This window comes from Actinoplanes sp. NPDC048796 (assembly GCF_040650035.1).
GTDB lineage: Bacteria > Actinomycetota > Actinomycetes > Mycobacteriales > Micromonosporaceae > Actinoplanes.
This window is the reverse complement of record NZ_JBEZGO010000019.1, coordinates 99,246-125,210: the sequence shown is the minus strand read 5'-3', so window position 1 is coordinate 125,210 and position 25,965 is coordinate 99,246. Positions and strand designations below refer to the sequence as shown.

Below are 25,965 nucleotides of genomic sequence, written 5' to 3'. Positions count from 1 at the left end.
CGTTCGACCTGTCAGTGAGAAGGTCGACGAGCGACCGCACCGACGCGAGGAGAGCACGATGGCCAAGTACATCCTGATCATGCGCAACACCGACGAGGGCCTGGCCAAGATGGGCGAAGTCTCGTTCGACGAGATGCTCGAGACGGTCGGCCGCTTCAACGAGACGCTGATCAAGGCGGGCGTCCTGATCGCGGCCGAGGGGCTCGACGACGCCGCGCAGGGCGTGGTGGTCGACTACAGCGGTGAGACCCCGGTGGTCACCGACGGGCCGTACGGGGAGACCAAGGAGCTGTTCGGCGGCTTCTACATCATCGACGTCGCCTCGAAGGAGGAGGCGATCGAGTGGGCCAAGCGGATGCCGGCGTTCCCGGGCGCCAAGACCGAGATCCGGCGGGTGCCCAGCATCGACGAGTTCCCACAGGACAACGAGTGGGTCATCAGGGAGCGCGCGTGGCGCGAGCAGACCGGGCAGCTGTGACCAAGGAACTCGAGGCCGTCTGGCGCATCGAGTCACCGCGCATCGTCGGCGCGCTCGCCCGCTACACCGGCGATCTCGAGCTGGCCGAGGACGTCGCCCAGGAGGCGGTGGCGGAAGCGCTCGTCTCCTGGGCCCGCGACGGCACGCCGGACAACCCGGTGGGCTGGCTGCTCGCGACCGCGCGGCGCCGGGCAATCGACAGCTTCCGCCGCCGGGCGGCCCGCGACGAGCGGTACGCGCTGCTGGCCGCCGGCGGCGACGAGCGGTACGTGCCCGCGGCCGAGACGGCTGCTGACGACGGTCAGGGCGACCTGCTCTGGGACCCGGACCGGATCGACGACGACGTTCTGGCGCTGATGTTCGTGGCCTGTCATCCGGTCCTCTCCCCCGAGGCCCGGGTGGCACTCACCCTGCGCACGGTCGGAGGGCTGACCAGCGAGGAGATTGCCCGCGCCTTCCTCGTGCCGGTGCCGACGATCCAGGCGCGCATCACCCGCGCCAAGAAGACGATCGCGGCGGCGCGGGTGCCGTTCGCGCTGCCGCCGGCCGGCGAGCGAAGACAGCGGCTCGGCGGGGTGCTCAGCGTGCTCTACGTGATCTTCACCGAGGGCTCGACGGCGACTTCGGGCGACCGGCTGGTGCGCGAGGATCTGGCGTACGAGGCCATCCGGCTGGCCCGGATGCTGGCGGCGTTGCTGCCGGGCGAGCCCGAGGTGTACGGGTTGCAGGCGCTCTTCGAGCTGACGGCCGCGCGCTTTCCCGCGCGCACCGGCCCGGACGGCGAACCGATCCTGTTGGAGGATCAGGACAGGAGGAGATGGGACAGGTCGGCTATCCGCCGTGGGCAGGCCGCGCTGAGTCAGGCCACGGCGTGGGGAAAGGGCTTGGGGCCGTACGGGTTACAGGCTGCGATCGCCGCCTGCCATGCCGCGGCCGCCTCGGTGGCCGAGACCGACTGGGACAGCATCGTTCTTCTCTACGAGGCGCTCGGCCGGGTTGCGCCGTCACCGGTCGTCGAGCTCAACCGGGCCGTCGCGGTGGCGATGGCGAGTGGACCGGCCGAGGCGCTCGCCATCGTGGACGATCTGGCCGCCCGCGACCGGCTCCCCGGCTCGCATCTGCTCCCCGGGGTGCGTGGGGAGTTGCTCGCCCGCCTGGGCCGGGCCGCCGAGGCGCGGGCCGAGCTCGAGCTGGCCGCCCGCCTCTGCACGAACGCCCGGGAACGCTTCGTCCTACTCGGAAAGGCGGCCGCACTCTAGCGCGTGAGGGCGCGGCGCCAAAGGAGAGGCGCGGCGCGAAGGAAACGCGCCACGAGACGACGCGGCGCGACACCGGCGCGCTGTTAAGGGGCGCGTTCCAGGACCAGGAGGTCGCTTTCCTCGTCGACTGGGCGGGGGTGGCGTTCGGTGGCTACCGCGGCGTCCAGGGCGGCGAAGCCGTCGAGGATCTCCTCCTCGGTCAGGCGCTCGAAGGTGGATGAGCCGCGCAGGCGTAGGCGGTCGGCGTAGTCGGAGAGGCTGTCGGCGATGCGTTCCTGGATGCGGTCGACTGTCACGTAGGTCAGGCCGTACTCGGCGAAGTCCTCGATCAGGGGGTCCATGCGCGGGAAGACCTGCTCGTCGACCAGGCGGGCGCCGGGGAAGTAGCTGTACCAGAGCAGCTCGGGCATGCGGTCGGGGAACGAGCTGCGGATCAGGGCCCGGCCGCCGGGGCGCAGGACGCGGGCGACCTCGGCCGCCGCCGCCTTGTGGTCGCGGACGTGGTGGAGCACCAGGAAGAGCAGCACCAGGTCGCAGCTCGCGTCGGGTAGGGGGATCTCGGTGGCCGAGCCCTCCAGGTATGTCACCGCCGGGTGGGTCGCGTTCGCCTCGGCGACCTCGCGCATGCGCACCGACGGCTCGACGCCGTAGACCGGGCCGCCGAACTCGTCGGCCAGCAGCGGGGTGAACCGGCCCGTGCCCGAGCCGAGGTCGAGCACGGTCAGCGGGCGCCCGGGCGGCGCGTGGCGGGCGAAGGCGCGCAGCCACTCGGTCATCGTCTCGGGCGGCAGTGCCCTGGCCCGGGCGTAGACCAGATGCTGCCGATCGTCGTAGTTCACCTCGCGCAACGGCTCCCCCTTTCCGCGCTGGACCCATTCTTGCGAGCGGCGGAGGTTCGCGCATCCCCGGCGTCCGTCGAGACTTACCGTACGTCGGCCACGAAGACCGCGACCGAGCGCCCGGGCACCGTCAGCAGGTCGCCGGCCGCCGTGGTCGTGCGCAGCAGCGGGTCGGCCGAACCGGCCACCTCGGGGTGTAGGCGCAGGTCCACCCCGGCCAGTGCCGGCACCTCCTGCTGCACCGTCTCCTCGGTCGCGTTGAAGACCACCACGATCGTGCTCCACCGCGGGTCGAGGCCGGTGCCGTCCAGGCACATCACGATCACGCCGGGGGTCTCGGCCGGGCCGCCCAGCGGGAACGTCAGGCGGCGCTGCACCTCCTCGGCGGTCGGCAGGCCGAAGACCGGCGAGGAACGCCGGATCCGCAGCAGTTCGCGGTAGCGCTCGGCGGTCATCTCGATCGCCTCCGGCGGCGGGATCAGCGCCGGGTCGGCCAGCAGCGGCCGGGCCCGGTCCCATTGGTCCTCGTTGTCCGCCTCCGGCGGCAGGCCCAGGCCGAAACCGTTGCCCAGGGCCGGGTCCCAGCGGATCTGGTTGAACCAGTCGCCCGAGTTGAACGAGTTGCGGTCGAGCGATTTCGAGCGCAGCCGCTCGCTGCCCATCGCCACGAAACCGACGCCCTGGCCGAGCACCACCAGCGACAGCGCCAGGATCTGCATGCGCGCGCGGTCGGTGGCCGAGCTGGACCGGGGCAGCTTGAAGGCCATCGCGTCGTACAGGATCTCGTTGTCGTGGGCGTCGACGTAGTTGACCGTCTCGCCCGGCGACAGCGCGTACCCGCTCGGCGAGCCGTTGTAGTCGATCTGGGCACCGCTCAGCTCGGCACCGGTGTGCGTCACGAACCGGTACGTGGACAGGGCGCCCGACAGACCCACCTTGATCTCGTCGTGGACGTACAGCGGCGTCCGGGAGCCCAGCCCGGTCGCGAAGCCCGGCACCGACGGGTCGCCGAACGAGCCACCGCCGCGGGCGGCGTCGCGCAGGCGGTCGTTGAAGGTGCCGATGCCCGTACCGGCCATGTTGATCTGAGTGGCCTGGGCGAACCGCGCGTCGTACGCGACCTCGCCGAAGTTCCACCCCTCGCCGTACAGGTAGATGTCCTTGCCGTGGGGCAGATGGTCGAGCGTCACCCGCACCTCGAGGATGTTGGCGCGGGGGTGGTGTCCCATCAGGTCGAAGCGGAATCCGTCGACCTTGTACTGCCGGGCCCAGGTCTCGACCGAGTCGACGACCAGCCGGCCCATCATCATGTGCTCGGTGGCCGTGTTCGGGCAGCAGGTCGACTCGGCGGTGGTGCCGTCGGCCAGCAGCCGGTGATAGTAGCCCGGCACGATCTTGTCGAGCACGCTGAAGCGGCCGAGCCCGTCGTGCATCGTGTGGTTGTAGACCACGTCCATGACCACGCGCAGCCCGATCGCGTTCAGCGCCGCCACCATGGTGCGGAACTCCAGGATGCGCGACGGCCCGGCCGGGTCGGCCGCGAAGCTGCCCTCGGGCGCCGTGTAGTGCCACGGGTCGTAACCCCAGTTGAACCCGTCCTCGTCGGCGATCTCCATGACGGCGGCCTGCTGCGCGGGCGAGTCCGGCGGAAAGGTCGCCAGGTCGCAGGCGGGCGTCGCCTGATCGGCCCGCCGGTCGGGCACGGTCGCGAAGTCGAAGGCCGGCAGGAGGTGTACGTGGGTCAGGCCCGCGTCCGCAAGCGAGCGCAGATGCCGCATCGAGTCGGACTCGAGGTGGGCGAAGGCGCCGTAGGTGCCGCGCAGCGCGGCCGGCAGCGACTGATCGAAGATCGAGAACTCGCGGATCGACACCTCGCTGATCTGCATGCGGGCCGGCGCCACCGGCGCCGGTTTGGCCAGCGCGTCCCAGCCCGGCGGGGCCAGCGCGGGATCGTCGAGGTCGACGAGCAGGCTGTGCGTCGAATCGGCGGCGAGACCCAGCGAGTACGGGTCGGTGACGCCGGCCGTCACGACCCGCTGGGCGGCCGGATGCCAGACCTCGACGCGAAAACGGTAGTAGCGACCCAGCCACTTGCGTTTGACGCCGGCCGACCACACCCCGGTCACGTCGTCGCGGTCCATCGGCAGGACCTTGGGATCGTCGGCCGGCGTACGGAAGATCTCCAGCGCCACCGACCGGGCGGTCGGCGCCCACACCGCCACGAAGGAGCGTTCCGCGTCGAGCACCAGCCCCAGCTCGGCGTCGGCCGCGTCGGCGTAGAGGTCGTCGAGCACGCCGGCCATCTGCACGCCGGTCAGGGCGGTGACCTCACCGCGCGGGTCCTGGCCGACGACGAGCAACTGCCCGCGCAGCAGCGACCCGAGCACCGCGTCGCCCAGCTCGCGCACCGAGAAGGCACGGTACGCCCGCAGGTGGGGGAACTTGCGGCTCTGCGCCTGGAACAGCCCGCCCGGCCGCGGTGTCAGAGGCACCTCGAGGTCGTCGCCGGCCAGCGCGAACACCGCGGCCCGGTCGGCCAGGTCGCCGGGCAGCGCGATGGTCGTCCGGTCGACGAAGACGGCCAGGGACCGGGCCGGGTCGAGTTCCGGGCCGAGCGTGCCCACGTCGGGCCGGACGGGGGCGACCGTGCCGCCGACCAGCCACAACTCGCGGGCTACGGAGAGGTCGATCCGCTGGTCGTCGGGCAGGTCTTTCTGCTCGCCGCGATGCAGGACGAAGCGCAGCCCGATCGCGTCGGGGCGCACCGGCACCCGGAAGACGGCGCCGAACGCGTCCCACGCCGAGGGCATGATCGGCGTACGCCAGACGGGCTTGGATTTTGTGCCCTCCCAGGCGTGCAGTCCCCAGCCCGCGTAGTCGCCGTCGGGCCGCCGGTAGTGGATGATCACGTCGCCGGAAGAATCGGAGATGTCGGAACTGCGCGGTGACGTGTAGATCGTCGGGTCGCCGGGCCGCAGCCAGATCTCGGAGATCACCGACGGGTCGACGTGCCGGTCGTCCGGAACGTCCTTGACCCCGGCACGATCGACGAGAACAAACCCGACGTCCCGCGCCCCGGGGGTCAGCGCGACCCAGGCGAACCGGCCGTAAGAGTCCTCACCAGCGAAAGGGCGGCCGCCCGGATAGCCGTTGATCTGCCCCGGCTCGATGTCACCCCAGGCGTGCAGCGACCAGGCCGCATAGTCACCGTCGGGCCGTACGTAGTGCACGAGCAGCCAGCGCGGCGATGAGCGGACCAGAGAAGCGGGCGCGACGGAGTCGATCTCGATCGTGGTCACCGGAACATCCTCGCACCGGCCTCCGACAATTGAGGATTATTCAGGGCCGTGGAGACCAGGGCGGTAGGCTGCGGCGCGTCGTCGGCCCAGGTAGACCTTGAATGAACTCAATTCAGTGCGTCGCCACGACCGTGGTGATCCGAGGGCCGTGCTCGTCGACCCGCAGCAGGTAGCGGTAGCGTTCGCCGGGCACGGCGTTGCCCGAGCTGTCCAGGTACTCCCACTCGACAGCGACCATGGTCAGCCGGGCCGACAGCGGCTGCACCTCGGTCAACTGAGCGTGGGCGGCGACGATCTGCTGCTCCTGGTACGCGGGCGCGGCACCCAGGAACGACAGGGCGACGGCGGCCGGCGAGGCGAACGTGAAGCTGTACGAGTCGGCCACCACCATGCCCGGCAGCGCGTAGCAGTTCGCGATGGCCGAGACGTCCCCACTGGTCAGCGCGGTCCCGTAGCGGTCGAAGAACTCGGTCAGCCCATCGGAATCGGTGGGTGCCTGCACGGTTCGAGGTGTGCCCACGGCCCAACGGGAGTAAACGTGAGAGGGATGCCCGACCCCGCCTTGCGCGGCCTTACAAGACGGACGTACGGTTTACGGGAAACGTGAACCGAGAGTTAGGTATGCCTAACCCGAAGGCCGCTCATTCGGTGCGAAAGACTTGTCCGACGATCGCTGGGTGTGAAGGAGATGACGTGGCCAGCCTCGACACCTTTGGTGCGAAGAGCGAGCTGCGCGTCGGTGACGCGAGCTACGAGATTTTCACGATCGACAAGGTCGAGGGGCACCACCGCCTGCCCTACTCCTTGAAGATCCTGCTGGAGAACCTGCTGCGGACCGAGGACGGCGCGAACATCACCGCCGACCACATCCGCGCCCTCGGCGGCTGGGACCAGACCGCCGACCCCAGCGTCGAGATCCAGTTCACCCCGGCGCGGGTCCTGATGCAGGACTTCACCGGTGTGCCCTGTGTGGTCGACCTGGCCACCATGCGCGAGGCCGTGAAGGAGCTGGGCGGCGACCCGACCAAGGTCAACCCGCTCGCCCCGGCCGAGCTGGTCATCGACCACTCGGTCATCGCCGACCTGTTCGGCCGCGAGGACGCCTTCGCCCGCAACGTCGAGCTGGAGTACCAGCGCAACCGCGAGCGCTACCAGTTCCTGCGCTGGGGACAGACCGCGTTCAACGAGTTCAAGGTCGTGCCGCCCGGCACCGGCATCGTGCACCAGGTCAACATCGAATACCTGGCCCGTACGATCATGGAGCGCAACGGCCAGGCCTACCCCGACACCGTGGTCGGCACCGACTCGCACACCACCATGGTCAACGGCCTGGGCGTGCTGGGCTGGGGCGTCGGCGGCATCGAGGCCGAGGCCGCGATGCTCGGCCAGCCGGTCAGCATGCTGATCCCGCGGGTCGTCGGCTTCAAGCTGAACGGCGAGATGCCGGCCGGCACGACCGCCACCGACCTGGTGCTGACGATCACCGAGATGCTTCGCGAGCACGGCGTGGTCAGCAAGTTCGTCGAGTTCTACGGCCCCGGCGTGAGCGCCGTGCCGCTGGCCAACCGGGCCACCATCGGCAACATGTCGCCCGAGTACGGCTCGACCGTCGCGATCTTCCCGATCGACGACGAGACGATCAAGTACCTCAAGCTCACCGGCCGCTCCGAGCAGCAGGTGGCGCTCGTCGAGGCGTACGCCAAGCGTCAGGGTCTCTGGCTCGACCCGAACGCCGAGCCGGACTACTCCGAGAAGCTCGAGCTCGACCTGTCGACCATCGTGCCGTCGCTGGCCGGCCCGAAGCGCCCGCAGGACCGGGTGCCGCTGAACGCGGCCAAGCCGATGTTCCGCGAGGCCCTCACCAACTACGTCACCGACTCCGGGCCGGCCGACGAGGCGAGCGAGGAGTCCTTCCCGGCCAGCGACCCGCCGGCCAACCACGAGGACTCGGCCGCCGACAAGCCGCACCACCTGGTCAGCGCGGCCAACGGCGCCGAGGGCCGACCCTCCAAGCCGACCCGGGTCAAGGGCGAGGACGGCGTCGAGTACGAGCTCGACCACGGCGCCGTGGTGATCGCCGCGATCACCTCCTGCACCAACACGTCGAACCCGCAGGTCATGATCGGCGCGGCGCTGCTCGCGAAGAAGGCCGTCGAGCGCGGCCTGACCCGCAAGCCGTGGGTCAAGACCACCCTCGCCCCGGGCTCCAAGGTGGTCTCCGACTACTACGACCGGGCCGGCCTCACGCCGTACCTCGACAAGATCGGCTTCAACCTGGTCGGTTACGGCTGCACGACCTGCATCGGCAACTCGGGCCCGCTGCCCGAGGAGGTCTCGGCCGCCGTCAACGAGGCCGACCTGACCGCGGTCAGCGTGCTCTCCGGCAACCGCAACTTCGAGGGCCGGATCAACCCGGACGTCAAGATGAACTACCTGGCGTCCCCGCCCCTGGTCGTGGCGTACGCGCTGGCCGGCACGATGGACCTGGACATCACGACCGAGCCGCTCGGCACGGGCTCGGACGGCAAGCCGGTCTACCTGAACGACATCTGGCCCACCGCCAAGGAGGTCGACGACGTCATCGCGTCGGCGATCGGGGCCGAGGGCTTCAGCACCGCGTACTCCGACGTGTTCGCCGGCGACGAGAAGTGGCAGTCGCTGCCGACCCCCGAGGGCAAGACCTTCGAGTGGAGCGACGAGTCGACGTACGTCCGCAAGCCTCCTTACTTCGAGGGCATGGCCGCCTCGCCGCAGCCGGTGAACGACATCTCGGGCGCTCGCGTGCTGGCCAAGCTGGGTGACTCGGTCACGACCGACCACATCTCGCCGGCCAGCTCGATCAAGCCGGACTCGCCCGCGGGCAAGTACCTGGCCGAGCACGGCGTCCCGCGGCACGAGTTCAACAGCTACGGCTCGCGCCGCGGCAACCACGAGGTCATGATCCGGGGCACGTTCGCCAACATCCGGCTGCGCAACCAGCTCGTGCCGGGCGTCGAGGGCGGCTTCACGGTCAACCACCTCACCGGCGACCAGAGCACGATCTACGACGCCTCGGTGGCCTACCAGGAGGCCGGCGTGCCGCTGGTCATCCTGGCCGGCAAGGAGTACGGCTCAGGCTCGTCGCGCGACTGGGCGGCCAAGGGCACCATGCTCCTCGGCGTCCGCGCCGTCATCGCCGAGAGCTACGAGCGCATCCACCGCTCGAACCTGATCGGCATGGGCGTGCTGCCGCTGCAGTTCCCGCCGAAGACGAACGCGGAGTCGCTGGGCCTCACCGGCACCGAGACCTTCACGATCACCGGCGTGACCGCGCTCAACGACGGCGAGACCCCGCGCACGGTCAAGGTCCGTACGGACACCGGCATCGAGTTCGACGCCGACGTCCGCATCGACACGCCCGGCGAGGCCGACTACTACCGGCACGGCGGCATCCTGCAGTACGTGCTCCGCAAGATGCTCAACTCCTGATTCGTGCCGACCCCGGCGGGCTGCTCAGTCCCGCCGGGGTCGTGCCGATCGGGTAGGGGTGAGGGCTCTCTCCAGGCGGCAGACATGGGCCTGGACCGTCGTCGTGATCGTGGTGGGCGTCCTGGCCAGCGTCGGCGGCGGCGTGCTCCTCGACCAGCAGCAGCGTCAGGGATTCGACGCCGTCATGGACCGCCGCGCCGGGCTCGTCGCCCAGGCCGTCACCAACCAGGCCGCCCGCTACATCGACACGCTGCGCACGACGGCCGGCGCGATCGGCGCCTTCGAAAGCCTGAACGCCTCGAAGTTCGCGCAGACCGCGGCCCCGCTCACCCAGCTGCGGCTGGCCGGGGCCACCTCGCTGACCTATCTGATCGCCACCGACCGCCCCGGCGTGGCCGCGGCTCAGGCGAAATGGCGCGGTCGTGGCGTACCGGATCTCCGGCTGAGCCCCGACACGAACTTCCAGGAACACATCTTTCCCATCTTCTCCGTACGCTTTGACGGCAGCACGCCCTCGACCACGACCAGCGATCTCGCGGCGAGCGCCGTCCCGGCGGCGACGTTCGCCGAGGCGCGGCGCACCGGCCAGGTCACGCTCTCCGACCCGTTCGTCCTCAAGCGGGACGAGACCCTGCCGGAAGGGGTCAGGCAGAGTTCGTTCCTGCTGACCACGGGCCTGTGGGGACCGGCCGGCGCCCACGGCGTCAAGCCGTTCCGCGGCTGGCTGCTGATGGGCCTGCGCAGCGAGACCTTCCTCGGCGACAGTCTCCGCCTGGTCGCGCAGAGCGGCATCGACGTCACCCTCCAGGCTCAGGGCCTCGACGCTGTGCCCTCGGTCGTGGCGACCCTGCGCGCCCCCGCGCCCGGACTGCGTGACCTGCACCGCACCGTCACCATCCCGGTGGCCCAGCGGCACTGGACGATCGTCGTCGCCTCCCCCACGTCGACGATGCCCGGCACGAAGAACCTGCCGGCGGCGGTGACCCTGGCCGGGCTGCTGTTCACCGTCGCGCTCGCCCTGCTCGTGCACACGCTGGCCAGCGGGCGGGCCCGGGCCGAGTCCCGGGTCGAGGCCGCGACGGCCGACCTGCGGTCCACCCAGATCGTGCTGCGCCAGCAGAAGGCCGACCTCACCGCGTTCGCCGGCGTCGTCGCCCACGACCTCAAGGCCCCGCTGGCCACCGTGCAGGCCCACGCCGAGTTTCTCGACGAGGAACTCGAGGGCCGGTCCGCGGTCGACGTGGCCGAGATCCGTCCCGACCTCCGCAAGATCACGGCGGGGGTGACCCGGATGGGCACCCTCATCGACGACCTGCTCACCTACGCCGCCGCTCGCGAGGGGGGTATCCGGCCGGTCGACCTGGACCTGCACGCCCTGGCCGACGAGGTGGCGATCGCCCATCTCGACGCCGCCAGCGCGGCCCGCCGCTCGATGCCGACCATCTACGTCGGCGACCTGCCCCCGGTCGCGGCCGACCCGGCCCTGATCCGGCAGCTGCTGAACAACCTGATCGGCAACGCCGTCAAATACACGGCGGCGGGCCGGACGCCGCGCGTCGACGTCACCGCGCACCGGACCGAGGACGGCCGGAAGGTCGTCGTCCAGGTCGCCGACCGCGGCCTCGGCGTGCCGGCCGGCCAGCACGAGGCGATCTTCAACGGATTCCACCGCGCCCACCAGTCCTCGGGCATCCCCGGCACCGGCCTCGGCCTGGCGATCTGCCACCGCATCGTCGAACGGCACGGCGGCGTCATCACCGCCGAGGACAACCGCGGCGGCGGCACGATCATCACCTTCTCGCTGCCCGCCGCCACCGGCACCCCCGTGGCGCTGAAAGCGGATGTCGCCCACCCGCAAACGCTAATCTGAGTCGATGGTGCGCGCCGTCTATCCGGGCACGTTCGACCCGCTCACGCCCGGTCATCTCGACATCGCCGACCGGGCCCGCCAGGTGGCCGATCATCTGACCGTGCTCGTCGCCGTGAACAGCGCCAAGCACCCGGAACGGGCCGAGGGCGAGCGGGCCGCCTCGGTGCGGGCGGTCCTGCCCGCGTACTGGGACAATGTCGAGGTCGTAGCCTGGGCCGGCCTGACCGCGACGTTCTGCCGCGAGCACGACATCGACGTCATCATCCGCGGCGTCCGCAACGCCACCGACATCCGCCATGAGCAGGAGCTGGCCGCCATGAACGAATCCCTCGGCGTCACCACCCTGCTGATGGCGGCCCGCCCGGCGCTGGTCACGGTCTCCTCCACCGCCGCCCGATCCCTCGGCGCCTGACTCAGCGGCACGAGCGGCGGCCCGGCAGGCCGATGATCAGGGCGATGCCGACCGTCAGGTGCATGCCCAGCAGGACCAGCTTGCTGCTGAGACCCACGCCGCCGCCCAGCGGGCCGGCCAGCGAGACGAGCAGCAGGACGGTCGCGATGATCCGGAAGGCGCGGACGGGGTGGCGGGCCTTGCGCTCCAGCAGCGCGAGCAGCCCCCAGGCGGCCAGGCCGGCGATCAGCGCGGTGGCCACCACCGCGGCGGCGCCGATCGACTGGACCTCGCCGCCCTGCCGGACGGCGAGGTCGAGGCCGCCCCACGGGACGTTCACGGCCCAGAGCAGCAGGGAGCCGGCGGCGCCGGCCACGACCGTGACGGCGCGGCCGGTCCAGGTGGCGGTGGTCGTGGTCTCGAGGTCCCGCATGTTGTTCGTCATGCCGATGAGCGTGGGCCCTGAGGCCGGGTGTGCACATCGGACCTCGGACATCGCCGGGCCCTTCTTTGGGAGGGCGCCGGCACCTACTTAAGTAGGTGTCGCCGACGACTGCCCACCGGTTAGCGTCGCCCCGTGACCGCCACTTTCCGCCCTCCCGGCGCCGCCGCCGTCGCCACGATCGCGGCCGTGTCAGGAGTGCTGATCGCCTCCACCCTGTTCGCCCTGTGGGGAGGCCACGGAGGCGGCCGGGCGCTCGGCCCGCTGTTCGCGCTCGACGTCGCGGCCGGCCTGCTGAGCTGGGCGGTCACCCCGCTGCTGGCCTGGCGCCCGGTCCTCGGCACGGCCGTGCTCACCGTCCTGGCCGCGGTGTCACCGGCCGCCACCCCGCCCGCCACGATCGGCGCGTTGCAGGTGTCGTGGCGGCGGCCGTTCCCGGTCGCGATCGCCGTGGCGGGGGCGGGTATCGCCGCCCACGCGGTTCAGGGGGCCTGGCGGCCCAACGGCTCGATGCCGTACGGGTGGTGGCTCGTGCTGATCACCATCGGCTACGGGGCGCTGCTGGGCTGGGGCGCGTGGGCACAGGCCCGGGCCGCGCTGATCCGCTCGCTGCGCGAGCGGGCCGACCGGGCTGAGGCCGAACAGGGCCGCCGGGTGGCCGAGGCGCGCATGCTGGAACGCCGCAAGATCGCCCGCGAGATGCACGACGTCCTCGCCCACCGCCTGTCGCTGCTGGCGACGTTCGCCGGCGCGATGGAGTATCGGCCCGACTCGTCGCCCGAGCGCCTCTCCCAGGCCGCCGGGGTCGTCCGCGCCGGGGTCCATCAGGCTCTCGAGGAGCTCCGTGAGGTGATCTCGCTGCTGCGCGACGACGACCCGCCGGACGGCGAGGCGTCCCGTCCGCAGCCGGTGCTGGCCGACGTTCCGCGCCTGGTCGAGGAGTCCCGCGGCGCCGGCACCGAGGTGCTGCTGCGCGAGGCGGTGGCGGCGCCGGCCGAGGCGCCGCCGACGGTCGCCCGCACGGCGTATCGGGTGATCCAGGAGGGGCTGACCAACGCCCGCAAGCACGCCGCCGGCCAGCCGGTCCGGGTCGCGCTGCGCGGCGGTCCGGGCGCGGGGCTGGAGGTCGAGCTGGTCAATGCGCTGCCGCCCGACGGGACGCCGCCCGGGTGGTCGGGCGGGGCCGGGCTGGTCGGGCTCACCGAGCGGGTGCAGCTGGCCGGCGGGCGGCTCGATCACCAGGCGAGCGAGGGCGAATTCCGGCTGTGTGCGTCGCTACCATGGCCGGCATGACTCAGCCGGTGCGCGTGCTCGTGGTCGACGACGACGCGCTCGTCCGGGCCGGGCTGACCATGATGCTCGACGGCGCGCCCGGCATCGCTGTGGTCGGCGAGGCCGACGACGGTGACCAGGTGTCCCGGGCGGCCGACGCCCACGCGCCCGACGTCGTGCTGATGGACCTGCGGATGCCCCGGGTCGACGGCATCACCGCCACCCGCCGCCTGCGGGCGCGCCCGCGGCCGCCCGAGATCATCGTGCTGACCACGTTCGACACCGACGAGAACATCCTGCACGCCCTGCGGGCCGGCGCCAGCGGCTTCCTGCTCAAGGACACGCCGCCGGCCCGCATCGCCGACGCCATCCGGCAGGTGGCGGCCGGCGAGCCGATCCTGTCGCCGCGCGTCACCCGGCGCCTGATGGACCGGGTCGCCGTCCAGGCCGGGGCCTACACGAGCGCCCGCGCCGTGCTGGCCACGCTGAGCCCCCGCGAACACGACGTGGTCGTCAGCATCGGCCGGGGCCACAACAACGCCGAGATCGCCGCCGCCCTCGACATGACCCTGGCCACGGTCAAGTCCCACGTCTCACACATCCTGACCAAGCTGGCCCTCGACAACCGCACCCAGATCGCCCTGCTGGCCCACGACGCCGGCCTCGCCTGATCCGCCACCACGCCCATCCGCCGGCTGCTCGCCACGGCGCGCCGCCGGCCTCGCCGTTGAGGGCGCGCTTCGTCACAGCGTGACCGGGTGAGGGTCCGGCGGGGCTGCCTTTAGGCTCTTCGCATGGATGACAAAACTGTTCTGGGCCGGATCAACGGCCTGGTTGACGAGGAGCACAAGCTGCGGCAGCAGCTGGCCAAGGGCGAGATCTCCTCCAGCGAGGAGCACTCGCGGCTCAAGGAACTCGAAGAAGCGCTCGACCAGTGCTGGGACCTGCTGCGCCGGCGGCGGGCCGCCCGGGAGTTCGGCAACGACCCGAACTCCGAGCAGGCCCACAGCGTCGGCGAGGTCGAGGGCTACCTGCAGTGACGCGGCTCCGGCCGCGGGCGCCGAGGTTTCGGCGGCCGCGGGCCGGGCCTTCTCATCGCAGCCCCGCCTCGTAGAGCAGCCGTTCCAGCAGCTCGTCGGCGTCCACTCGCAGACCGCGCTGGGTGAACCAGGCCGCGACGTTGCGCACATCACGGGCGATGAAGTCGGCGCCCTGCGGGTTGGCGACGACGTCGACGATCTGCGGCAGGTCGATCAGCACGAGCCGGCCGTCGTGCACCAGCGTGTTGTACGGCGACAGGTCGCCGTGCGCCACCTGGGCCCGGGCCAGCACCGACAGGGCGTCGGTCATCTGCCGCCACAGGTCGGCGAGCTGGTCGGGGTCGGCGCGCACCTGCGCCAGCCGGGGCGCCGCCTCGCCGGTCTCCCAGTCGCCGATGAACTCGAGCATCAGCTCGGTGCCGATGAGCTGCACCGGGTACGGCACCCGGACCAGGCCGCTCTCCTGGCCGACCTCCCACAGGTGGGACAGGGCGCCGAACTCGGCGACCGCCCACTGCCCGGAGATCATCTCCTTGCCGAAGGCGGTGCGGTTGTTCATGGCCCGCATCTCGCGGGACCGGCGAACCCGGCGGCCCTCGAGATATCCGGCGTCGCGGTGGAAGAGCCGGTGATCGCCGTCCCGGTACCGCTTGGCGGCCAGCATGCTGACCTTGTCGGTGTCGGGGATCTCCCGCCGGACCAGGAAGACGTCGGCTTCCTTGCCGGTCTTGAGCATGCCCAGTTCGGTGTCGACAGCGCCGTGCTCGGTGCGCACCCAGTCGGGGCGCGGCTCGGGGCCGTGCAGGGCGCCGTCCCAGGTGGACCAGCGGTCGCCGACCTCGGGAAGGTCGGGATCCTCGTGAAGCTGCGGCTCGAGCCGCCCGCGCTTCAGAAAGTTCGAGTCGTCGTCGTCGAACTTGCGACGGCCGCGGCGCATGGTTGCCGGGCCGAAAGAGTCGTGCTCTCGCACTGAAGGGTCTCCTCGGAGAAAGAAGGAAGAAGAAGTTCTGGAATCCGGGCAGCAGTCATCACAAAGACAGCCATGGAGTCCACCTCCCTCTCTCTCGTCGGTACGCGGGTCACTTTGCCGGGCCCGCGGAGGTCGCGCAACCTATTTATCGCGCGGTTGCCATGATCTCCGACAGACCCTGAATCACGTTGCCGACCACGCGGGTCGGCGCGAACCGGTCGTCCATCCACTTGCGGCCCCGATGCAGCCACACGCTGGGCAGGGCCATCGCGGCCGCGCCGCCGATGTCCGCCTCGGGGCTGTCGCCGACCACCCACGCCCCGCCGAGCCGCATCCGGACCCGCTGCGCGGCGAGCGCGAAGATCCGTGGGTTCGGCTTGCTCACGCCGGCCTGCTCGGAGATCACCCAATCGGCCACGTAACGGTCGAGACCCGTACGGCGGATGCGGGCTTCTTGAATCTCCGCCCGCCCGTTGGTGACCACGACCGGGACGAAGCCCGCGTCCGCGGCGATCTTCAGGGCGCAGCCGACCAGTGGATCAAGCTTCTCGTAGGCGAGTGGGCCCTCGTGCAGCTCGTCGACGACGTCGATCGAGGGAATTCCGAGGGCGTACCGCTCGCGGATCAGATCGGCCAGGTCCCAGCGCGGAGTCAGACCGTCAGCATCCACGGAGAGTAACCAGTCGAGATCGTCCTGTGAGGCTCCGATCTCGTCCAGGAAACCCTTCGCCCACAGCTTGAAGGCACCGCTGCGGTCGAGCAGGGTGTCGTCGAGAGCGATCAGGACGAGAGGCACGCGGGCACCTTACGTGACCGAACGGGCGGGCGAACAGTCCGCGGCTGTAAACAAGTGACGGGCGGGATGGGGGAATTCGCAGCATCCGTCCGATGGCCGTGGCGTGTCTGGCAAGACGTACGTACGGATTGCATGGCCGCCCGGCCGCGTGACACGATCCAGAACGTGCCCAGAGTAAGCCAGGACCAGCTAGACGCGCGCCGACACGAGATTCTCGCCGCCGCGCGTGACTGTTTCGCGCGGTTCGGCTACGAAGGCGCGACCGTGCGCCGCCTCGAGGACGCCACCGGGCTGTCCCGAGGGGCGATTTTCCACCATTTTCGCGACAAGGAATCGCTCTTCCTCGCCGTGGCCGAGGACGACGCCGCCGCCATGGTCGCGACGGTGACCCGCAACGGTCTCGTCCAGGTGATGCGTGACCTGCTCGACCGCGCGGGCAACAGCGACGGTGACACCGCCGGCTGGCTCGGCAGCCAACTCGAGGTGTCCCGCCGGCTGCGCACCGACCCGGCCTTCGCCAAGCGCTGGGCCGAGCGGTCCGCGGCCATCGCCGACGCCACCCGCGAGCGCCTTCAGCGCCAGCGCGAGGCCGGGGTCCTGCGGGACGACGTGCCGGTCGAGGTGCTGACCCAGTTCCTCGAGCTGGCGTACGACGGTCTCGTGCTCCACCTGGCCACCGGGCGCCCGCCGGGCGAGCTGAGCCGGGTGCTCGACGTCGTCGAGGAAGCCGTCCGCCGGGCCTGACGCCCGGCCGTTGCGCGCGTCTGCACAATGAGGGCCATAGACGCGACGAGCACGGGAGGTTAAAGCCCATGAACGACACGTGGGGGATCCCCGGCCCGACCTTCCTCATCTACTACATCGCCGCCATGGTCCTGGTGGCGATGCTGGCCTACTTCCACCGCAAGACCCTCTTCCGGGGCATCCGGTTCGCCCGGGTCGACCACCTCGGCCCGCAGCAGCTCGCCTACCTCAACGGCGGCGACAAGCTGGCGGTCTACTCGGCGATGGGCGGCCTGCGCGCCGCCGGCGCCATCGGCACCGGACCGGGCCGCACGCTCGTACAGACCGGGCCGCTGCCCAGCGGCGTCACCCCGCTCGACAGCGCCATCTACAACGCCGCCGCCCGGGGCCTGCGGGCCCGCGAGGTCTTCACCGACCAGGCGGTGGTCTCCGCGGTCGAGCAGCTGCGCGACCACCTCGAGGCGAGCGGGGTGGCGATCAGCGCGGCCAAGCTGCGCGAGGCCCGGGCGTGGGCGCTGGCCGGCGTCGCGCTCGTCCTCGTCGGCGTAGCCCGCATCATCGACGGCACCGCCAACGACAAGCCGGTCGGCTTCCTCATCCCGCTGGTCTTCTTCGCCGTGATCCTGACGATCGCCCTCTACACCCGCCGGCGCTGGGCCACCGACGCCGCCCGCCGCCACATGCGCGGCCTGCGCGACCAGAACCGTCACCTCTCCCCCAGCCAGTCGCCCTCGTACGCGACGTACGGGGCCACCGGCGCCGCCATGGGCGTGGCCCTCTGGGGATCCAGCTCGCTCTACACGATGGACCCGGCCTTCGCGGCCGAGGCCGAAGTCCAGCGGATCGCCGCCACGGGCGGGGCGACCGGCTCGGTCGGGGGTGGCGGCGGCAGCGACGGCGGCTCCGGCAGCAGTTGCAGCAGCAGCTCCTCCTGCGGAGGCGGCGGTGGTTGCGGCGGCGGAGGCGGTTGCGGTGGCTGACGACCGTACGGGCATCGTGTTCGGTAGCGAGGCCGAGTACGGCGTCGGCATCGGGTGGCGGCCCGAGATCGCCGGGTTCGTCGCCGAGCTGCCGGGGCTGCGGTTCGCCGAGGTGGTCGCCGAGTCGGTCCACGCGCACGGCGACCTGCCCGGCGGGCTCGAGGAGCTGATGGCCCGCGGTGTCACGGTCATCCCGCACGGGGTCCGGCTCTCCCTGGGCGGGGCCGAGCCGGTGCCGGCCGAGCGGGTCGAACACTTCGCGGCCGTGGCCGACCGGCTCGGCGCCCCACTGGTGAGCGAGCACATCGCCTTCGTCCGGGCCGGCGGCATCGAGGCCGGGCACCTGCTGCCGCTGCCCCGCACCCGCGAGGCCGTGGCCGCGGTGACCGCCAACGTGCGGCGGGTGCAGGCGTCGCTGAGCGTCCCGATCGCCCTGGAGCCGATCGCCGCCCTGTTCGACTGGCCCGACGACGAGCTGACCGAGGCCCAGTTCATCACCGAGATCCTCGACCGTACGGGCGCCCTGCTCCTGCTCGACGTGGCGAACGTCTACGCGAACGCCCGCAACCGCGGTACCGACCCCGAGGACCTTCTCGGCCGGCTCCCGCTGGACCGGGTCGCCTACACCCACGTGGCCGGCGGCGCCGAGCATCAGGGGCTCTACCACGACACGCACACCGACGCCGTACCCCAGCCGGTCCTCGATCTGGTCGCCTCGTTGTGCGCGCGCCACCGCCCGCCGGCCCTCATGCTGGAACGCGACGGCGACTACCCGCCGGCGGCCGACCTCCGAACCGAGCTGGACGCCATCGCCAAGGCCTCCGGCTACCCGCCCGTCACATGACGGCGGACAGCCTGGCCGACCGCCAGGCCGCCCTCGTCGAAGCGCTCACCGCGGGCCGAGCCGTACCGGAAGGTTTCGACGGTTTCCGCTTCGAGGCGGCGCGGGTGGCGCTGCTGCGCAAGCGGGCCGGCGAGGTGGCACGGCAGTGGCCGCTGCTGGCCGCCGGCCTCGGTGACCGGTGGAAACAGGAGTTCGCGAAGTGGGCCACGGCCCGGCCCACGCAGGGCTCCCTGCGCGACGGCTGGGACTTCGCGCGCGACCTGGCCGCCCGGGACGCGCTGCCCCCGATGGCGGCACCGGAGCTGGCGGAGCGGGAGGCGACCTGGAAGTACGACGGCCGGTCGGCTCCCCAGGCTCGCCGCGCGCCCGCACTGCGCCTCATCGCCGGGGCCGCCGCCCTGCACGCGGCCGGCCGCACCTGGATCCTGCGCCGCCCGTGACTCGCCGCCGGCGCCGCCGCCGTAGACCTTCAAAGGCCACGCCGGCGACGGTGCAGGCGGCTAGGCCGCCGACCAGGCTCAGGGCGTCGTGCGCACCGGCCCGGCGGGCCAGAGACGGATGCGACGGCGAGTACTCGATACGGACGTGGTCGCCGGTGTAGACGCTTCCTCCCCACCACGACTGCCCGACCGACGTCGTGTGCTCACGGCCATCGGCGGAGTAGACGACGTCGACACTGCCGGGCCCGCGCAACGAAGTCGAGATACCGATCACAGTGCCTTCCGTGACCCGGTGATGAAGGTCCAGAAGAACCTCCTCGCGGGCCACCATGAACAGGGCGATTCCCACCACTACCGCGCTGAGGCCGGCCAGGCCGAACGCGACGTACATACGCCACGCGGCCGTGGGAGAAAGCTCTACCGTCGGTCCGGCTGGGCCGGGCGCCAGACCCCGGCGTTTGCGCGAAGACTTCGGCTTCTTCGCGCGTCGCCCGGTCACCCGACCATGATCACCCAGGAGGGCACGACATGGCAGTTGCGCTGGTCACGGGCGCCTCACGCGGGCTCGGCGCACCCGACGCGATGGACTAAGCACGGTCCAGGAAACCCAGCACGGTGGTGATCCGGCCCTGCTCGTCGAGTTGGGCCACGTCGAAGCCGGCCGCCGGGCCGAGGGTCCAGGTGAAGCGGACCTGGTCGTGGTGACCGTCGATCAGGCCGCCCGGCGTGAACTTCAGGCCGGGGAACTGCTGCTGGGCCGCGCCGATCAGCTCGGACAGGGCGGCCCGGCCGGACACCGCGGCCAGCGGGTCGACGTAGCGGACGTCCTCGGCGAACAGGTTGTCGATCGCGGCCCGGCGAGCGCCGGCGTCGGTCTCGTTCCACGCGGCGAGGTAGCGGTCCACCACGGTCTCGAAGTCGCTCATCGTTTCGTCCTCTCGTTGTCGGTGCGACCACCGTCGCCCGCCACCGGTAGGGCCGTCGATTACCTCGGAGGTAATGGCCGCCATGAGGCCGCCGGCCCTAGGGTCGGCGGGTATGAGCGACGTGGGGCAGCGACTGCGCGAGTGGCGGACCGGCCGGCGGATGAGTCAGCTGGAGCTGTCGGCGCAGGCCGGCGTCTCGGCCCGGCACCTCTCGTTCGTCGAGACCGGGCGGTCCCGGCCGACCCGCGACATGATCCTGCGGCTGGCCGAGCAACTGGGCGTGCCGCTGCGGTCCCGCAACGAGCTGCTGGTGGCCGGCGGCTTCGCCCCCGCCTACTCCGAGTCGGCGCTGAGCGGGGCACCCCTGGCCGCGATCCTCGAGTCGCTGCGGAACGTGCTGAAGGGGCACGAGCCCTACCCGGCACTGCTGGTCGACCGGAACTGGACGATGATCGACGCCAACGCCGCGGTGGGGCCGCTGGTCGAAGGCTGCGCGCCGTGGCTGCTGGAACCGCCGGTCAACGTGCTGCGCCTGTCGCTGCACCCCGACGGCCTGGCGCCCCGCATCCGCAACCTGGCCGAGTGGCGGGGCCACATTCTCGACCGTGTGTCCGACATGGCCGATCTCCGGGACGAACTCCGCGGCTATCCGGGTGGTGTCGACCGGTCGGGCGCCGGTCCGGTCGTACCGCTGCGGATCGACGATCTCAGCTTCTTCAGCATCACCTCGGTGCTCGGCACCGCCCGGGACGTCACCCTGTCGGAGCTGGCGATCGAGTCTTTCCTCCCCGCCGACGAGGCGACGGCCGCCGCCCTGCACCGCCGCTGACCGGCGGCTGGCAGGATCGGGGTATGGATCTCGGATTGGCCGATCGCGTCTACGTTCTCACCGGTGCCTCGCGCGGGCTCGGGTTCGCCACGGCCGAGGCGCTCGTCGCCGACGGCGCCAAGGTGGTGATCTCGGCGCGCGACAGCGACCGCGTCGAGCAAGCGGTCCACCAGCTGGGCGGCGAGCGGTACGCGGCCGGGGTGGTGGCCGACCTCGCCGACCCCGAAGCGCCGCGCCTGCTGGCCGACACCGCTGTGGACCGGTTCGGCCGCTTCGACGGCGCGATGATCTCGGTGGGCGGGCCGGCCCTGGGCACCGCGGCCACGATGACCGACGAGCAGTGGCGCGACGCCTTCGAGACGGTCTTCCTGGGTACGATGCGCGCGGCCCGCGTCTTCGCGGCGGCGCTGCCGGAGAGCGGTGCGATCGCGCTCGTGCTCTCCACCTCGGTCAAGACCCCGCTGACCGGCCTCGGTCTGTCCAACGGGCTGCGGCCGGGTCTCGCCATGGCGGCCAAGGACATGGCCGACGAGTACGCCCCGCGTGGCGTCCGCATCGTCAGCCTGCTCCCGGGCCGCATCATGACCGACCGCAACCGGGAGTTGTTCGCGGCGACCGGCGACGCCTCGGCCGCCGCGGCCGACGTGGCGTCGAAGATCCCGATGCGCCGCCTGGGCGAGCCGGCCGAGTTCGGCCGGGTGGCCGCGTTCATGCTCTCGCCCGCGGCCAGCTATGTCACCGGCACCCTGATCACCGTCGACGGCGGGAACACGCGCGCGCTGTGAAGCCGACCCCGGCCGAGATAGCGGCCGCCGCCGACCGCACCATCCCCGACCTGATCGGCCCGGGCCTGCGGGTGTTGTTCTCGGGCATCAACCCGAGCCTGTACTCGGCGGCGACCGGCCACCACTTCGCCCGTCCCGGCAACCGTTTCTGGCCGGCCCTGTACCGCTCGGGCTTCACCGACCGGCTGCTGCGCCCGTCCGAGCAGTTCGAGCTGCCCGCGATGGGCCTCGGCATCACCAACGTGGTCGCCCGGGCCACCGCCCGCGCCGACGAGCTCTCCCCCGCCGAGCTGGTCGAAGGCGGCGAAGCCTTGGCGGAGAAAGTTCGGAATGTCGCGCCGAGAATTCTCGCCGTACTCGGCGTCACCGCGTACCGGACGGCGTTCGCCCGGCCGAAAGCCACAATGGGGCCACAAGAGGAGCAGGTCGGTGGAAGACCGGTCTGGGTGCTGCCCAACCCGAGCGGCCTGAACGCCCACTACACCGTGGACACCCTCGCGGGGGCCTTCCGGGAGCTGCTCGATTCGCTACCGTCTAGGCCATGACGACCGAGATCAGTACTTTGCTGGCGGCCGCGGCCGAGCGGACGCTCCCGGTGATCCGGGAGGTCCGCGACGACCAGCTCGACGAGCCGACGCCCTGTGCCGAGTTCCGCGTCCGCGACCTGCTCAACCACCTGTTCCAGGTGGTGGTCAACTTCCAGGCCCTGGCCGTGCGCGAGCAGCCCGACTTCAGCACCACCCCGGACGTGATCACCGGCGACTGGCGCCGGCGCTTCACCGACGAGACCGCCACCCTGATCAAGGCCTGGTCCGACCCGGCCGCGCTGGAGGGCAACTCCCCCGGCATGGGCCTGCCCCAGCCGGTCGTCGGCAACCTCGTCCTGGTCGACCTGACCGTGCACGGCTGGGACCTGGCCCAGGCGACCGGGCAGAGCTACGAGCCCGACCCGGCCGCGGTCAAGGTCCTGTCACCGGTCATCGCCCAGATGGCCCCGCAGGCCCGCCAGATGGGCGTCTTCGAGGACGAGGTCCCGGTGCCCGAGGGCGCCAGCGACTTCGTCCGGCTGCTCGCCATCAGTGGCCGGGCCTGCGTCTAAGGTTCGATCGAGCGGGCCGGCACGGTGACCACCTCGACCTCCTCGGTGTACGACGCGGGGGAGGTTTCGGCGAACTGCGTGCGGTACAGCTCCGCGTAGAGCCCACCGGCCGTCACCAGTTCGTCGTGGCGGCCGCGCTCGACGACGCGGCCCTTGTCGAGCACGAGGATCTGGTCGGCGTCGCGGACCGTGGAGAGCCGGTGGGCGATGACCAGCGCCGTACGCCCCTCGAGGGCCGTGGTGAGCGCCCGCTGAACCGCCGCCTCGGACTCGCTGTCGAGGTGGGCCGTGGCCTCGTCGAGCACGACGATCGACGGGCGCTTGAGCAGCAACCGGGCGATGGCCAGGCGCTGTTTCTCGCCGCCGGAGAAGCGGTAGCCGCGCTCGCCGACCACCGTTTCCAGCCCGTCGGGCAGGCCGCGGACGAGGTCGGCGACCTGGGCGCCGCGCAGCGCCTCCCACATGTCGTCCTCGGTGGCGTCCGGCCGGGCGTACCGCAGATTCTCCGCGATCGTCTCGTGGAACAGGTGGGCGTCCTGGGTGACCACGCCGATGGTGTCGCGCAGCGAGTCGAGGGTGGCGTCGCGGACGTCGACGCCGCCGACCCGTACCGAACCCTCGGTGACGTCGTAGACCCGCGACAGCAGCATCGAGGTCGTCGACTTGCCGGCGCCGGACGGGCCGACCAGGGCCACCATCTGGCCGGGCTCGACGGTGAAGTCGACGCCGCGCAGCACCGGCGCCTGCTCGGTGCGGTCGAGCGTGGCCACGTCCTCCAGCGTCGCCAGCGACACCTCGTCGGCGCTCGGGTAGCGGAAGCGCACGTCGCGGAACTCGACCCGGCCGCCGCCGGCGGGCAGGTCGACCGCGTCCGGTTTCTCCTCGATGCCCGGCTTGAGGTCGAGCACCTCGAAGACCCGGTCGAACGAGACCAGCGCGCTCATCACATCGACCCGCACGTTGCTGAGCGCGGTCAACGGCCCGTACAGCCGGGTCAGCAGCAGCGCGAGGGTCACGACCGTGCCGGCGGTGACGCTGCCGGCCACCGCGAGCCAGCCGCCCAGCCCGTACGTCAGCGCCTGGGCGAGCGAGGCGACCAGCAGCATCGCGACGAAGAACGTGCGTGAGTACATCGCCTGCTGCACGCCGATGTCGCGGACCCGGGCGGCCCGCTCGCCGAAGCGGGCGGCCTCGGTCTCGGGCCGGCCGAAGAGCTTGACCAGCATCGCCCCGGAGACGTTGAAGCGCTCGGTCATGGTCGCGTTCATCTTGGCGTCGAGGTTGTACGACTCGCGGGTGATGTCGGCCAGCCGCTTGCCGACCCGGCGGGCCGGGATGATGAACAGCGGCAGCATGATCAGCGAGAGCACGGTGATCTGCCAGGACAGGCTGAACATCACGGCGGCGGTGAGCACCAGCTGGATGACGTTGCTGACCACGCCGGACAGGGTGGACGTGAAGGCCCGCTGGGCGCCGGTGACGTCGTTGTTGAGCCGGCTCACCAGGGCGCCGGTCTGGGTGCGGGTGAAGAACTGCAGCGGCATGCGCTGGACGTGGTCGTACACCCGGGTCCGCAGGTCGAGGATGATGCCCTCGCCGATGCGGGCCGAGTACCACCGCTGGGCGAGCGAGAGGAACGCGTCGATGACGGCGAGCGCGCCGATGAGCAGCGCGAGGCGGACCACAAGCGACGCGGCGCCGGCGCCACCGCCGGTGATCGCGTTGACCACGTGGCCGGCGAGAAGGGGCGTGGCCACGCCGATACCGGCGGCCAGCACCACGGTGAGCAGGAAGACCAGGATGTCCCGGCGATAGGGACGGGCGTAGCGCAGGATCCGCCGGGTGGTGCCCCGGCGAAGGCGGTGCTCGGCGACCCGGTCCGAGTTCTGGATCGAGCGCAGCATGGTCCAGCTGGGCATGCTCATCTCGTCACCTCCCGGGCGGTCGTGAAGTGTGGGCAGCGACATTCTGCCCCGGGGGTACGACAACCCGGGCGGTGCGAGAATTCCCGGAGGCCTTCAGTCCGGTTAAGGGTGGCGGTGGGGCGGTCGGATGGGTTACTCGCCGGGTCCCAGCAATTCGCGGACACGGCGGGTCTGAGCCTCACGCTCGGCGCGGTCCTGCTCGGCGTACGACCGGAGCCCGGCCCCCGACAGCAGGGCCTTGATCTCGCTGGTGGCGCCCGCGTCGGCGGCGATGATGGCGGCCGTGAGGTCGGCGACCGTGCCGGAGAGCTCGGCGGCGGGCACGACCGTGGTGGCCAGGCCGATGCGCTCGGCCTCGTCGGCGGGGATGCGCCGGCCGGTCAGGCAGATCTCGAGCGCGCGGGACGGTCCGGTCAGTTCGGCGAGACGTTTCGTCCCGCCCAGGTCCGGCACGAGCCCGAGCGTCACCTCGGCCATCGAGAACTTCGCGTCGTCCGCGAGTACCCGAAGGTCGCAGTTGAGCGCTAGCTGGAAACCGGCGCCGATGGCGTGCCCCTGAACGGCGGCGATCGTCACGAAGGACGGGTTACGCAGCCAGGTGAACGCGGCTTGGAAGCCGGCAATCCGATCGGCGCACTCCTCGGGTGACAACTGCGCGAGCTTCACGAGTGAAGAATCGCCATCACCACGCGCGACCGACAGATCCAGGCCCGCGGAAAAGGAACGTCCCTCACCACGGACAATGACGACTCGCACGTCGCCCGGTAATTTCCGCGAAATGTTCGCGAGCTCGGCCCACATCGCTGGTGTCTGCGCATTGAGCACGTCGGGCCGGGACAACGTCACCGTTGCCACCGGCCCGTCCAGGTCGTAGCGAACGCCCGACTCGTCGGCGGGGATGCCGGGTGCGGCGTTGCCGGTCGTCACGCCTTCTTGCGGCGACGCGCGCCGCCACGCTGGCGTAGCTGCACGCCGGATTCGGTGAGTACGCGGTGCACGAATCCGTAGGAACGACCGGTCGATGCGGCGAGCGCGCGAATGCTCTCACCGGAGGTGTAACGCTTGACCAGATCCTTCGCTAACGACTGGCGCTCTGTGCCGACGATTCGCCGACCCTTCTCGGTGCTGCTGGCGGTGCCCGTGGCTGGCATGCTGAATCCTCACATCCGGAGACTGTGCGGTTCGATACGGTCTCACCTATTAGACCGCCTCCAACGATCATGCGCTAGGTATCCAGGCTTAGCCAACGTGCCCATTTGCCACTGTCAG

Annotated in this window: 27 protein-coding genes; 16 read left to right on the top strand and 11 right to left on the bottom strand. The window is 71.3% G+C overall.

The window, feature by feature from the left end:
• Nucleotides 1-58 precede the first annotated feature (58 nt).
• Together AB0C26_RS41670 and AB0C26_RS41665 are read left to right on the top strand one after the other, a co-directional pair.
• Nucleotides 59-478: a YciI family protein gene (locus tag AB0C26_RS41670; RefSeq protein WP_360259488.1), complete on the top strand. Its 420-nt coding sequence runs from the start codon at nucleotides 59-61 to the stop codon at nucleotides 476-478.
• Nucleotides 451-1,737 (top strand): sigma-70 family RNA polymerase sigma factor, encoded by a 1,287-nt coding sequence (locus AB0C26_RS41665; protein ID WP_360259485.1) that lies wholly within the window; start codon nucleotides 451-453, stop codon nucleotides 1,735-1,737. Before AB0C26_RS41670 ends, AB0C26_RS41665 begins: the two co-directional genes overlap by 28 nt.
• 83 nt (nucleotides 1,738-1,820) lie before the next feature.
• Here the strand turns inward: AB0C26_RS41665 and AB0C26_RS41660 are convergent, their stop codons facing one another.
• The 3 genes from AB0C26_RS41660 to AB0C26_RS41650 form a co-directional block, all read right to left on the bottom strand.
• On the bottom strand, nucleotides 1,821-2,576 hold the full coding sequence (locus tag AB0C26_RS41660) for a class I SAM-dependent methyltransferase (RefSeq protein ID WP_360259536.1): 756 nt from the start codon (nucleotides 2,574-2,576) through the stop codon (nucleotides 1,821-1,823).
• Nucleotides 2,577-2,659: 83 nt separating this feature from the next.
• The gene (gene pulA, locus AB0C26_RS41655; RefSeq protein ID WP_360259482.1) at nucleotides 2,660-5,875 is read right to left on the bottom strand and encodes a pullulanase-type alpha-1,6-glucosidase; all 3,216 of its coding nucleotides are present in this window, start codon (nucleotides 5,873-5,875) and stop codon (nucleotides 2,660-2,662) included.
• A 112-nt stretch (nucleotides 5,876-5,987) separates the two neighbouring features.
• On the bottom strand, nucleotides 5,988-6,377 hold the full coding sequence (locus AB0C26_RS41650; RefSeq protein ID WP_360259534.1) for a hypothetical protein: 390 nt from the start codon (nucleotides 6,375-6,377) through the stop codon (nucleotides 5,988-5,990).
• Nucleotides 6,378-6,568: 191 nt separating this feature from the next.
• On the opposite strand from AB0C26_RS41650, the gene acnA reads away from it, so the two are divergent.
• From acnA to coaD, 3 genes are read left to right on the top strand one after another with little or no spacing between them, the layout of a single operon-like run.
• A complete protein-coding gene (gene acnA, locus AB0C26_RS41645) occupies nucleotides 6,569-9,343 on the top strand; it encodes an aconitate hydratase AcnA (protein ID WP_360259479.1) in 2,775 nt (924 codons plus the stop codon).
• Between the two features lie 58 nt (nucleotides 9,344-9,401).
• Nucleotides 9,402-11,213, top strand: coding sequence for an ATP-binding protein (locus tag AB0C26_RS41640; protein WP_360259477.1), 1,812 nt, complete (start codon nucleotides 9,402-9,404; stop codon nucleotides 11,211-11,213).
• Between the two features lie 4 nt (nucleotides 11,214-11,217).
• Complete coding sequence (coaD, locus tag AB0C26_RS41635; RefSeq protein ID WP_360259475.1) at nucleotides 11,218-11,625, top strand: pantetheine-phosphate adenylyltransferase; 408 nt, start codon at nucleotides 11,218-11,220, stop codon at nucleotides 11,623-11,625.
• 1 nt (nucleotide 11,626) lies between these two features.
• On the opposite strand, the gene AB0C26_RS41630 is transcribed toward coaD, so the two are convergent.
• Nucleotides 11,627-12,049 carry a DUF6069 family protein gene (locus AB0C26_RS41630; protein ID WP_360259473.1) on the bottom strand — a complete coding sequence of 141 codons (423 nt, stop codon included), beginning with the start codon at nucleotides 12,047-12,049 and terminating at the stop codon, nucleotides 11,627-11,629.
• 132 nt (nucleotides 12,050-12,181) lie between these two features.
• Here AB0C26_RS41630 and AB0C26_RS41625 point away from each other — a divergent pair, with 132 nt between their 5' ends.
• The 3 genes from AB0C26_RS41625 to AB0C26_RS41615 all read left to right on the top strand — a co-directional run bounded on the left by AB0C26_RS41625 (nucleotide 12,182) and on the right by AB0C26_RS41615 (nucleotide 14,358).
• Entirely contained in the window at nucleotides 12,182-13,339 is a 1,158-nt protein-coding gene (locus tag AB0C26_RS41625; RefSeq protein ID WP_360259471.1) for a histidine kinase, read from the top strand.
• Nucleotides 13,327-13,989: a response regulator transcription factor gene (locus tag AB0C26_RS41620; RefSeq protein WP_360259468.1), complete on the top strand. Its 663-nt coding sequence runs from the start codon at nucleotides 13,327-13,329 to the stop codon at nucleotides 13,987-13,989. Before AB0C26_RS41625 ends, AB0C26_RS41620 begins: the two co-directional genes overlap by 13 nt.
• A 123-nt stretch (nucleotides 13,990-14,112) precedes the next feature.
• Nucleotides 14,113-14,358: a DUF2630 family protein gene (locus tag AB0C26_RS41615; protein ID WP_360259465.1), complete on the top strand. Its 246-nt coding sequence runs from the start codon at nucleotides 14,113-14,115 to the stop codon at nucleotides 14,356-14,358.
• A 52-nt stretch (nucleotides 14,359-14,410) separates the two neighbouring features.
• On the opposite strand, the gene AB0C26_RS41610 is transcribed toward AB0C26_RS41615, so the two are convergent.
• Complete coding sequence (locus AB0C26_RS41610; RefSeq protein ID WP_360259532.1) at nucleotides 14,411-15,295, bottom strand: RIO1 family regulatory kinase/ATPase; 885 nt, start codon at nucleotides 15,293-15,295, stop codon at nucleotides 14,411-14,413.
• A gap of 178 nt (nucleotides 15,296-15,473) precedes the next feature.
• Nucleotides 15,474-16,124, bottom strand: coding sequence for an HAD family hydrolase (locus AB0C26_RS41605; RefSeq protein WP_360259463.1), 651 nt, complete (start codon nucleotides 16,122-16,124; stop codon nucleotides 15,474-15,476).
• Nucleotides 16,125-16,289: 165 nt separating this feature from the next.
• Between AB0C26_RS41605 and AB0C26_RS41600 the strand changes: the two genes are divergently transcribed.
• The 4 genes from AB0C26_RS41600 (at nucleotide 16,290) to AB0C26_RS41585 (ending at nucleotide 19,132) form a co-directional block, all read left to right on the top strand.
• On the top strand, nucleotides 16,290-16,868 hold the full coding sequence (locus AB0C26_RS41600; protein WP_360259461.1) for a helix-turn-helix domain-containing protein: 579 nt from the start codon (nucleotides 16,290-16,292) through the stop codon (nucleotides 16,866-16,868).
• A gap of 68 nt (nucleotides 16,869-16,936) precedes the next feature.
• A complete protein-coding gene (locus AB0C26_RS41595) occupies nucleotides 16,937-17,848 on the top strand; it encodes a TIGR04222 domain-containing membrane protein (protein ID WP_360259458.1) in 912 nt (303 codons plus the stop codon).
• A gap of 16 nt (nucleotides 17,849-17,864) precedes the next feature.
• Nucleotides 17,865-18,692: a DUF692 domain-containing protein gene (locus AB0C26_RS41590; protein WP_360259530.1), complete on the top strand. Its 828-nt coding sequence runs from the start codon at nucleotides 17,865-17,867 to the stop codon at nucleotides 18,690-18,692.
• Nucleotides 18,689-19,132 (top strand): hypothetical protein, encoded by a 444-nt coding sequence (locus AB0C26_RS41585; protein WP_360259456.1) that lies wholly within the window; start codon nucleotides 18,689-18,691, stop codon nucleotides 19,130-19,132. The genes AB0C26_RS41590 and AB0C26_RS41585 overlap by 4 nt, the downstream gene beginning before the upstream one ends.
• On the opposite strand, the gene AB0C26_RS41580 is transcribed toward AB0C26_RS41585, so the two are convergent.
• Both AB0C26_RS41580 and AB0C26_RS41575 read right to left on the bottom strand, forming a co-directional pair.
• A complete protein-coding gene (locus tag AB0C26_RS41580) occupies nucleotides 19,071-19,523 on the bottom strand; it encodes a DUF3592 domain-containing protein (protein WP_360259528.1) in 453 nt (150 codons plus the stop codon). The genes AB0C26_RS41585 and AB0C26_RS41580 overlap by 62 nt on opposite strands.
• Before the next feature lie 196 nt (nucleotides 19,524-19,719).
• Complete coding sequence (locus tag AB0C26_RS41575; protein WP_360259454.1) at nucleotides 19,720-20,058, bottom strand: nuclear transport factor 2 family protein; 339 nt, start codon at nucleotides 20,056-20,058, stop codon at nucleotides 19,720-19,722.
• A 112-nt stretch (nucleotides 20,059-20,170) separates the two neighbouring features.
• Here AB0C26_RS41575 and AB0C26_RS41570 point away from each other — a divergent pair, with 112 nt between their 5' ends.
• Genes AB0C26_RS41570 through AB0C26_RS41555 form a run of 4 tightly spaced genes read left to right on the top strand, consistent with a single transcriptional unit; the run spans nucleotide 20,171 to nucleotide 22,771 of the window.
• On the top strand, nucleotides 20,171-20,887 hold the full coding sequence (locus AB0C26_RS41570) for a helix-turn-helix transcriptional regulator (protein ID WP_360259452.1): 717 nt from the start codon (nucleotides 20,171-20,173) through the stop codon (nucleotides 20,885-20,887).
• 23 nt (nucleotides 20,888-20,910) lie between these two features.
• Entirely contained in the window at nucleotides 20,911-21,672 is a 762-nt protein-coding gene (locus tag AB0C26_RS41565) for an SDR family oxidoreductase (RefSeq protein WP_360259449.1), read from the top strand.
• The gene (mug, locus tag AB0C26_RS41560) at nucleotides 21,669-22,217 is read left to right on the top strand and encodes a G/U mismatch-specific DNA glycosylase (protein ID WP_360259447.1); all 549 of its coding nucleotides are present in this window, start codon (nucleotides 21,669-21,671) and stop codon (nucleotides 22,215-22,217) included. The genes AB0C26_RS41565 and mug overlap by 4 nt, the downstream gene beginning before the upstream one ends.
• A complete protein-coding gene (locus AB0C26_RS41555) occupies nucleotides 22,214-22,771 on the top strand; it encodes a TIGR03086 family metal-binding protein (RefSeq protein ID WP_360259444.1) in 558 nt (185 codons plus the stop codon). The genes mug and AB0C26_RS41555 overlap by 4 nt, the downstream gene beginning before the upstream one ends.
• On the opposite strand, the gene AB0C26_RS41550 is transcribed toward AB0C26_RS41555, so the two are convergent.
• The 3 genes from AB0C26_RS41550 to AB0C26_RS41540 form a co-directional block, all read right to left on the bottom strand.
• The gene (locus AB0C26_RS41550) at nucleotides 22,768-24,690 is read right to left on the bottom strand and encodes an ABC transporter ATP-binding protein (protein ID WP_360259526.1); all 1,923 of its coding nucleotides are present in this window, start codon (nucleotides 24,688-24,690) and stop codon (nucleotides 22,768-22,770) included. The genes AB0C26_RS41555 and AB0C26_RS41550 overlap by 4 nt on opposite strands.
• A 138-nt stretch (nucleotides 24,691-24,828) precedes the next feature.
• On the bottom strand, nucleotides 24,829-25,596 hold the full coding sequence (locus tag AB0C26_RS41545; protein WP_360259524.1) for an enoyl-CoA hydratase/isomerase family protein: 768 nt from the start codon (nucleotides 25,594-25,596) through the stop codon (nucleotides 24,829-24,831).
• Nucleotides 25,597-25,619: 23 nt separating this feature from the next.
• Nucleotides 25,620-25,847, bottom strand: coding sequence for a helix-turn-helix domain-containing protein (locus tag AB0C26_RS41540; protein ID WP_097322431.1), 228 nt, complete (start codon nucleotides 25,845-25,847; stop codon nucleotides 25,620-25,622).
• Nucleotides 25,848-25,965: the final 118 nt, after the last annotated feature.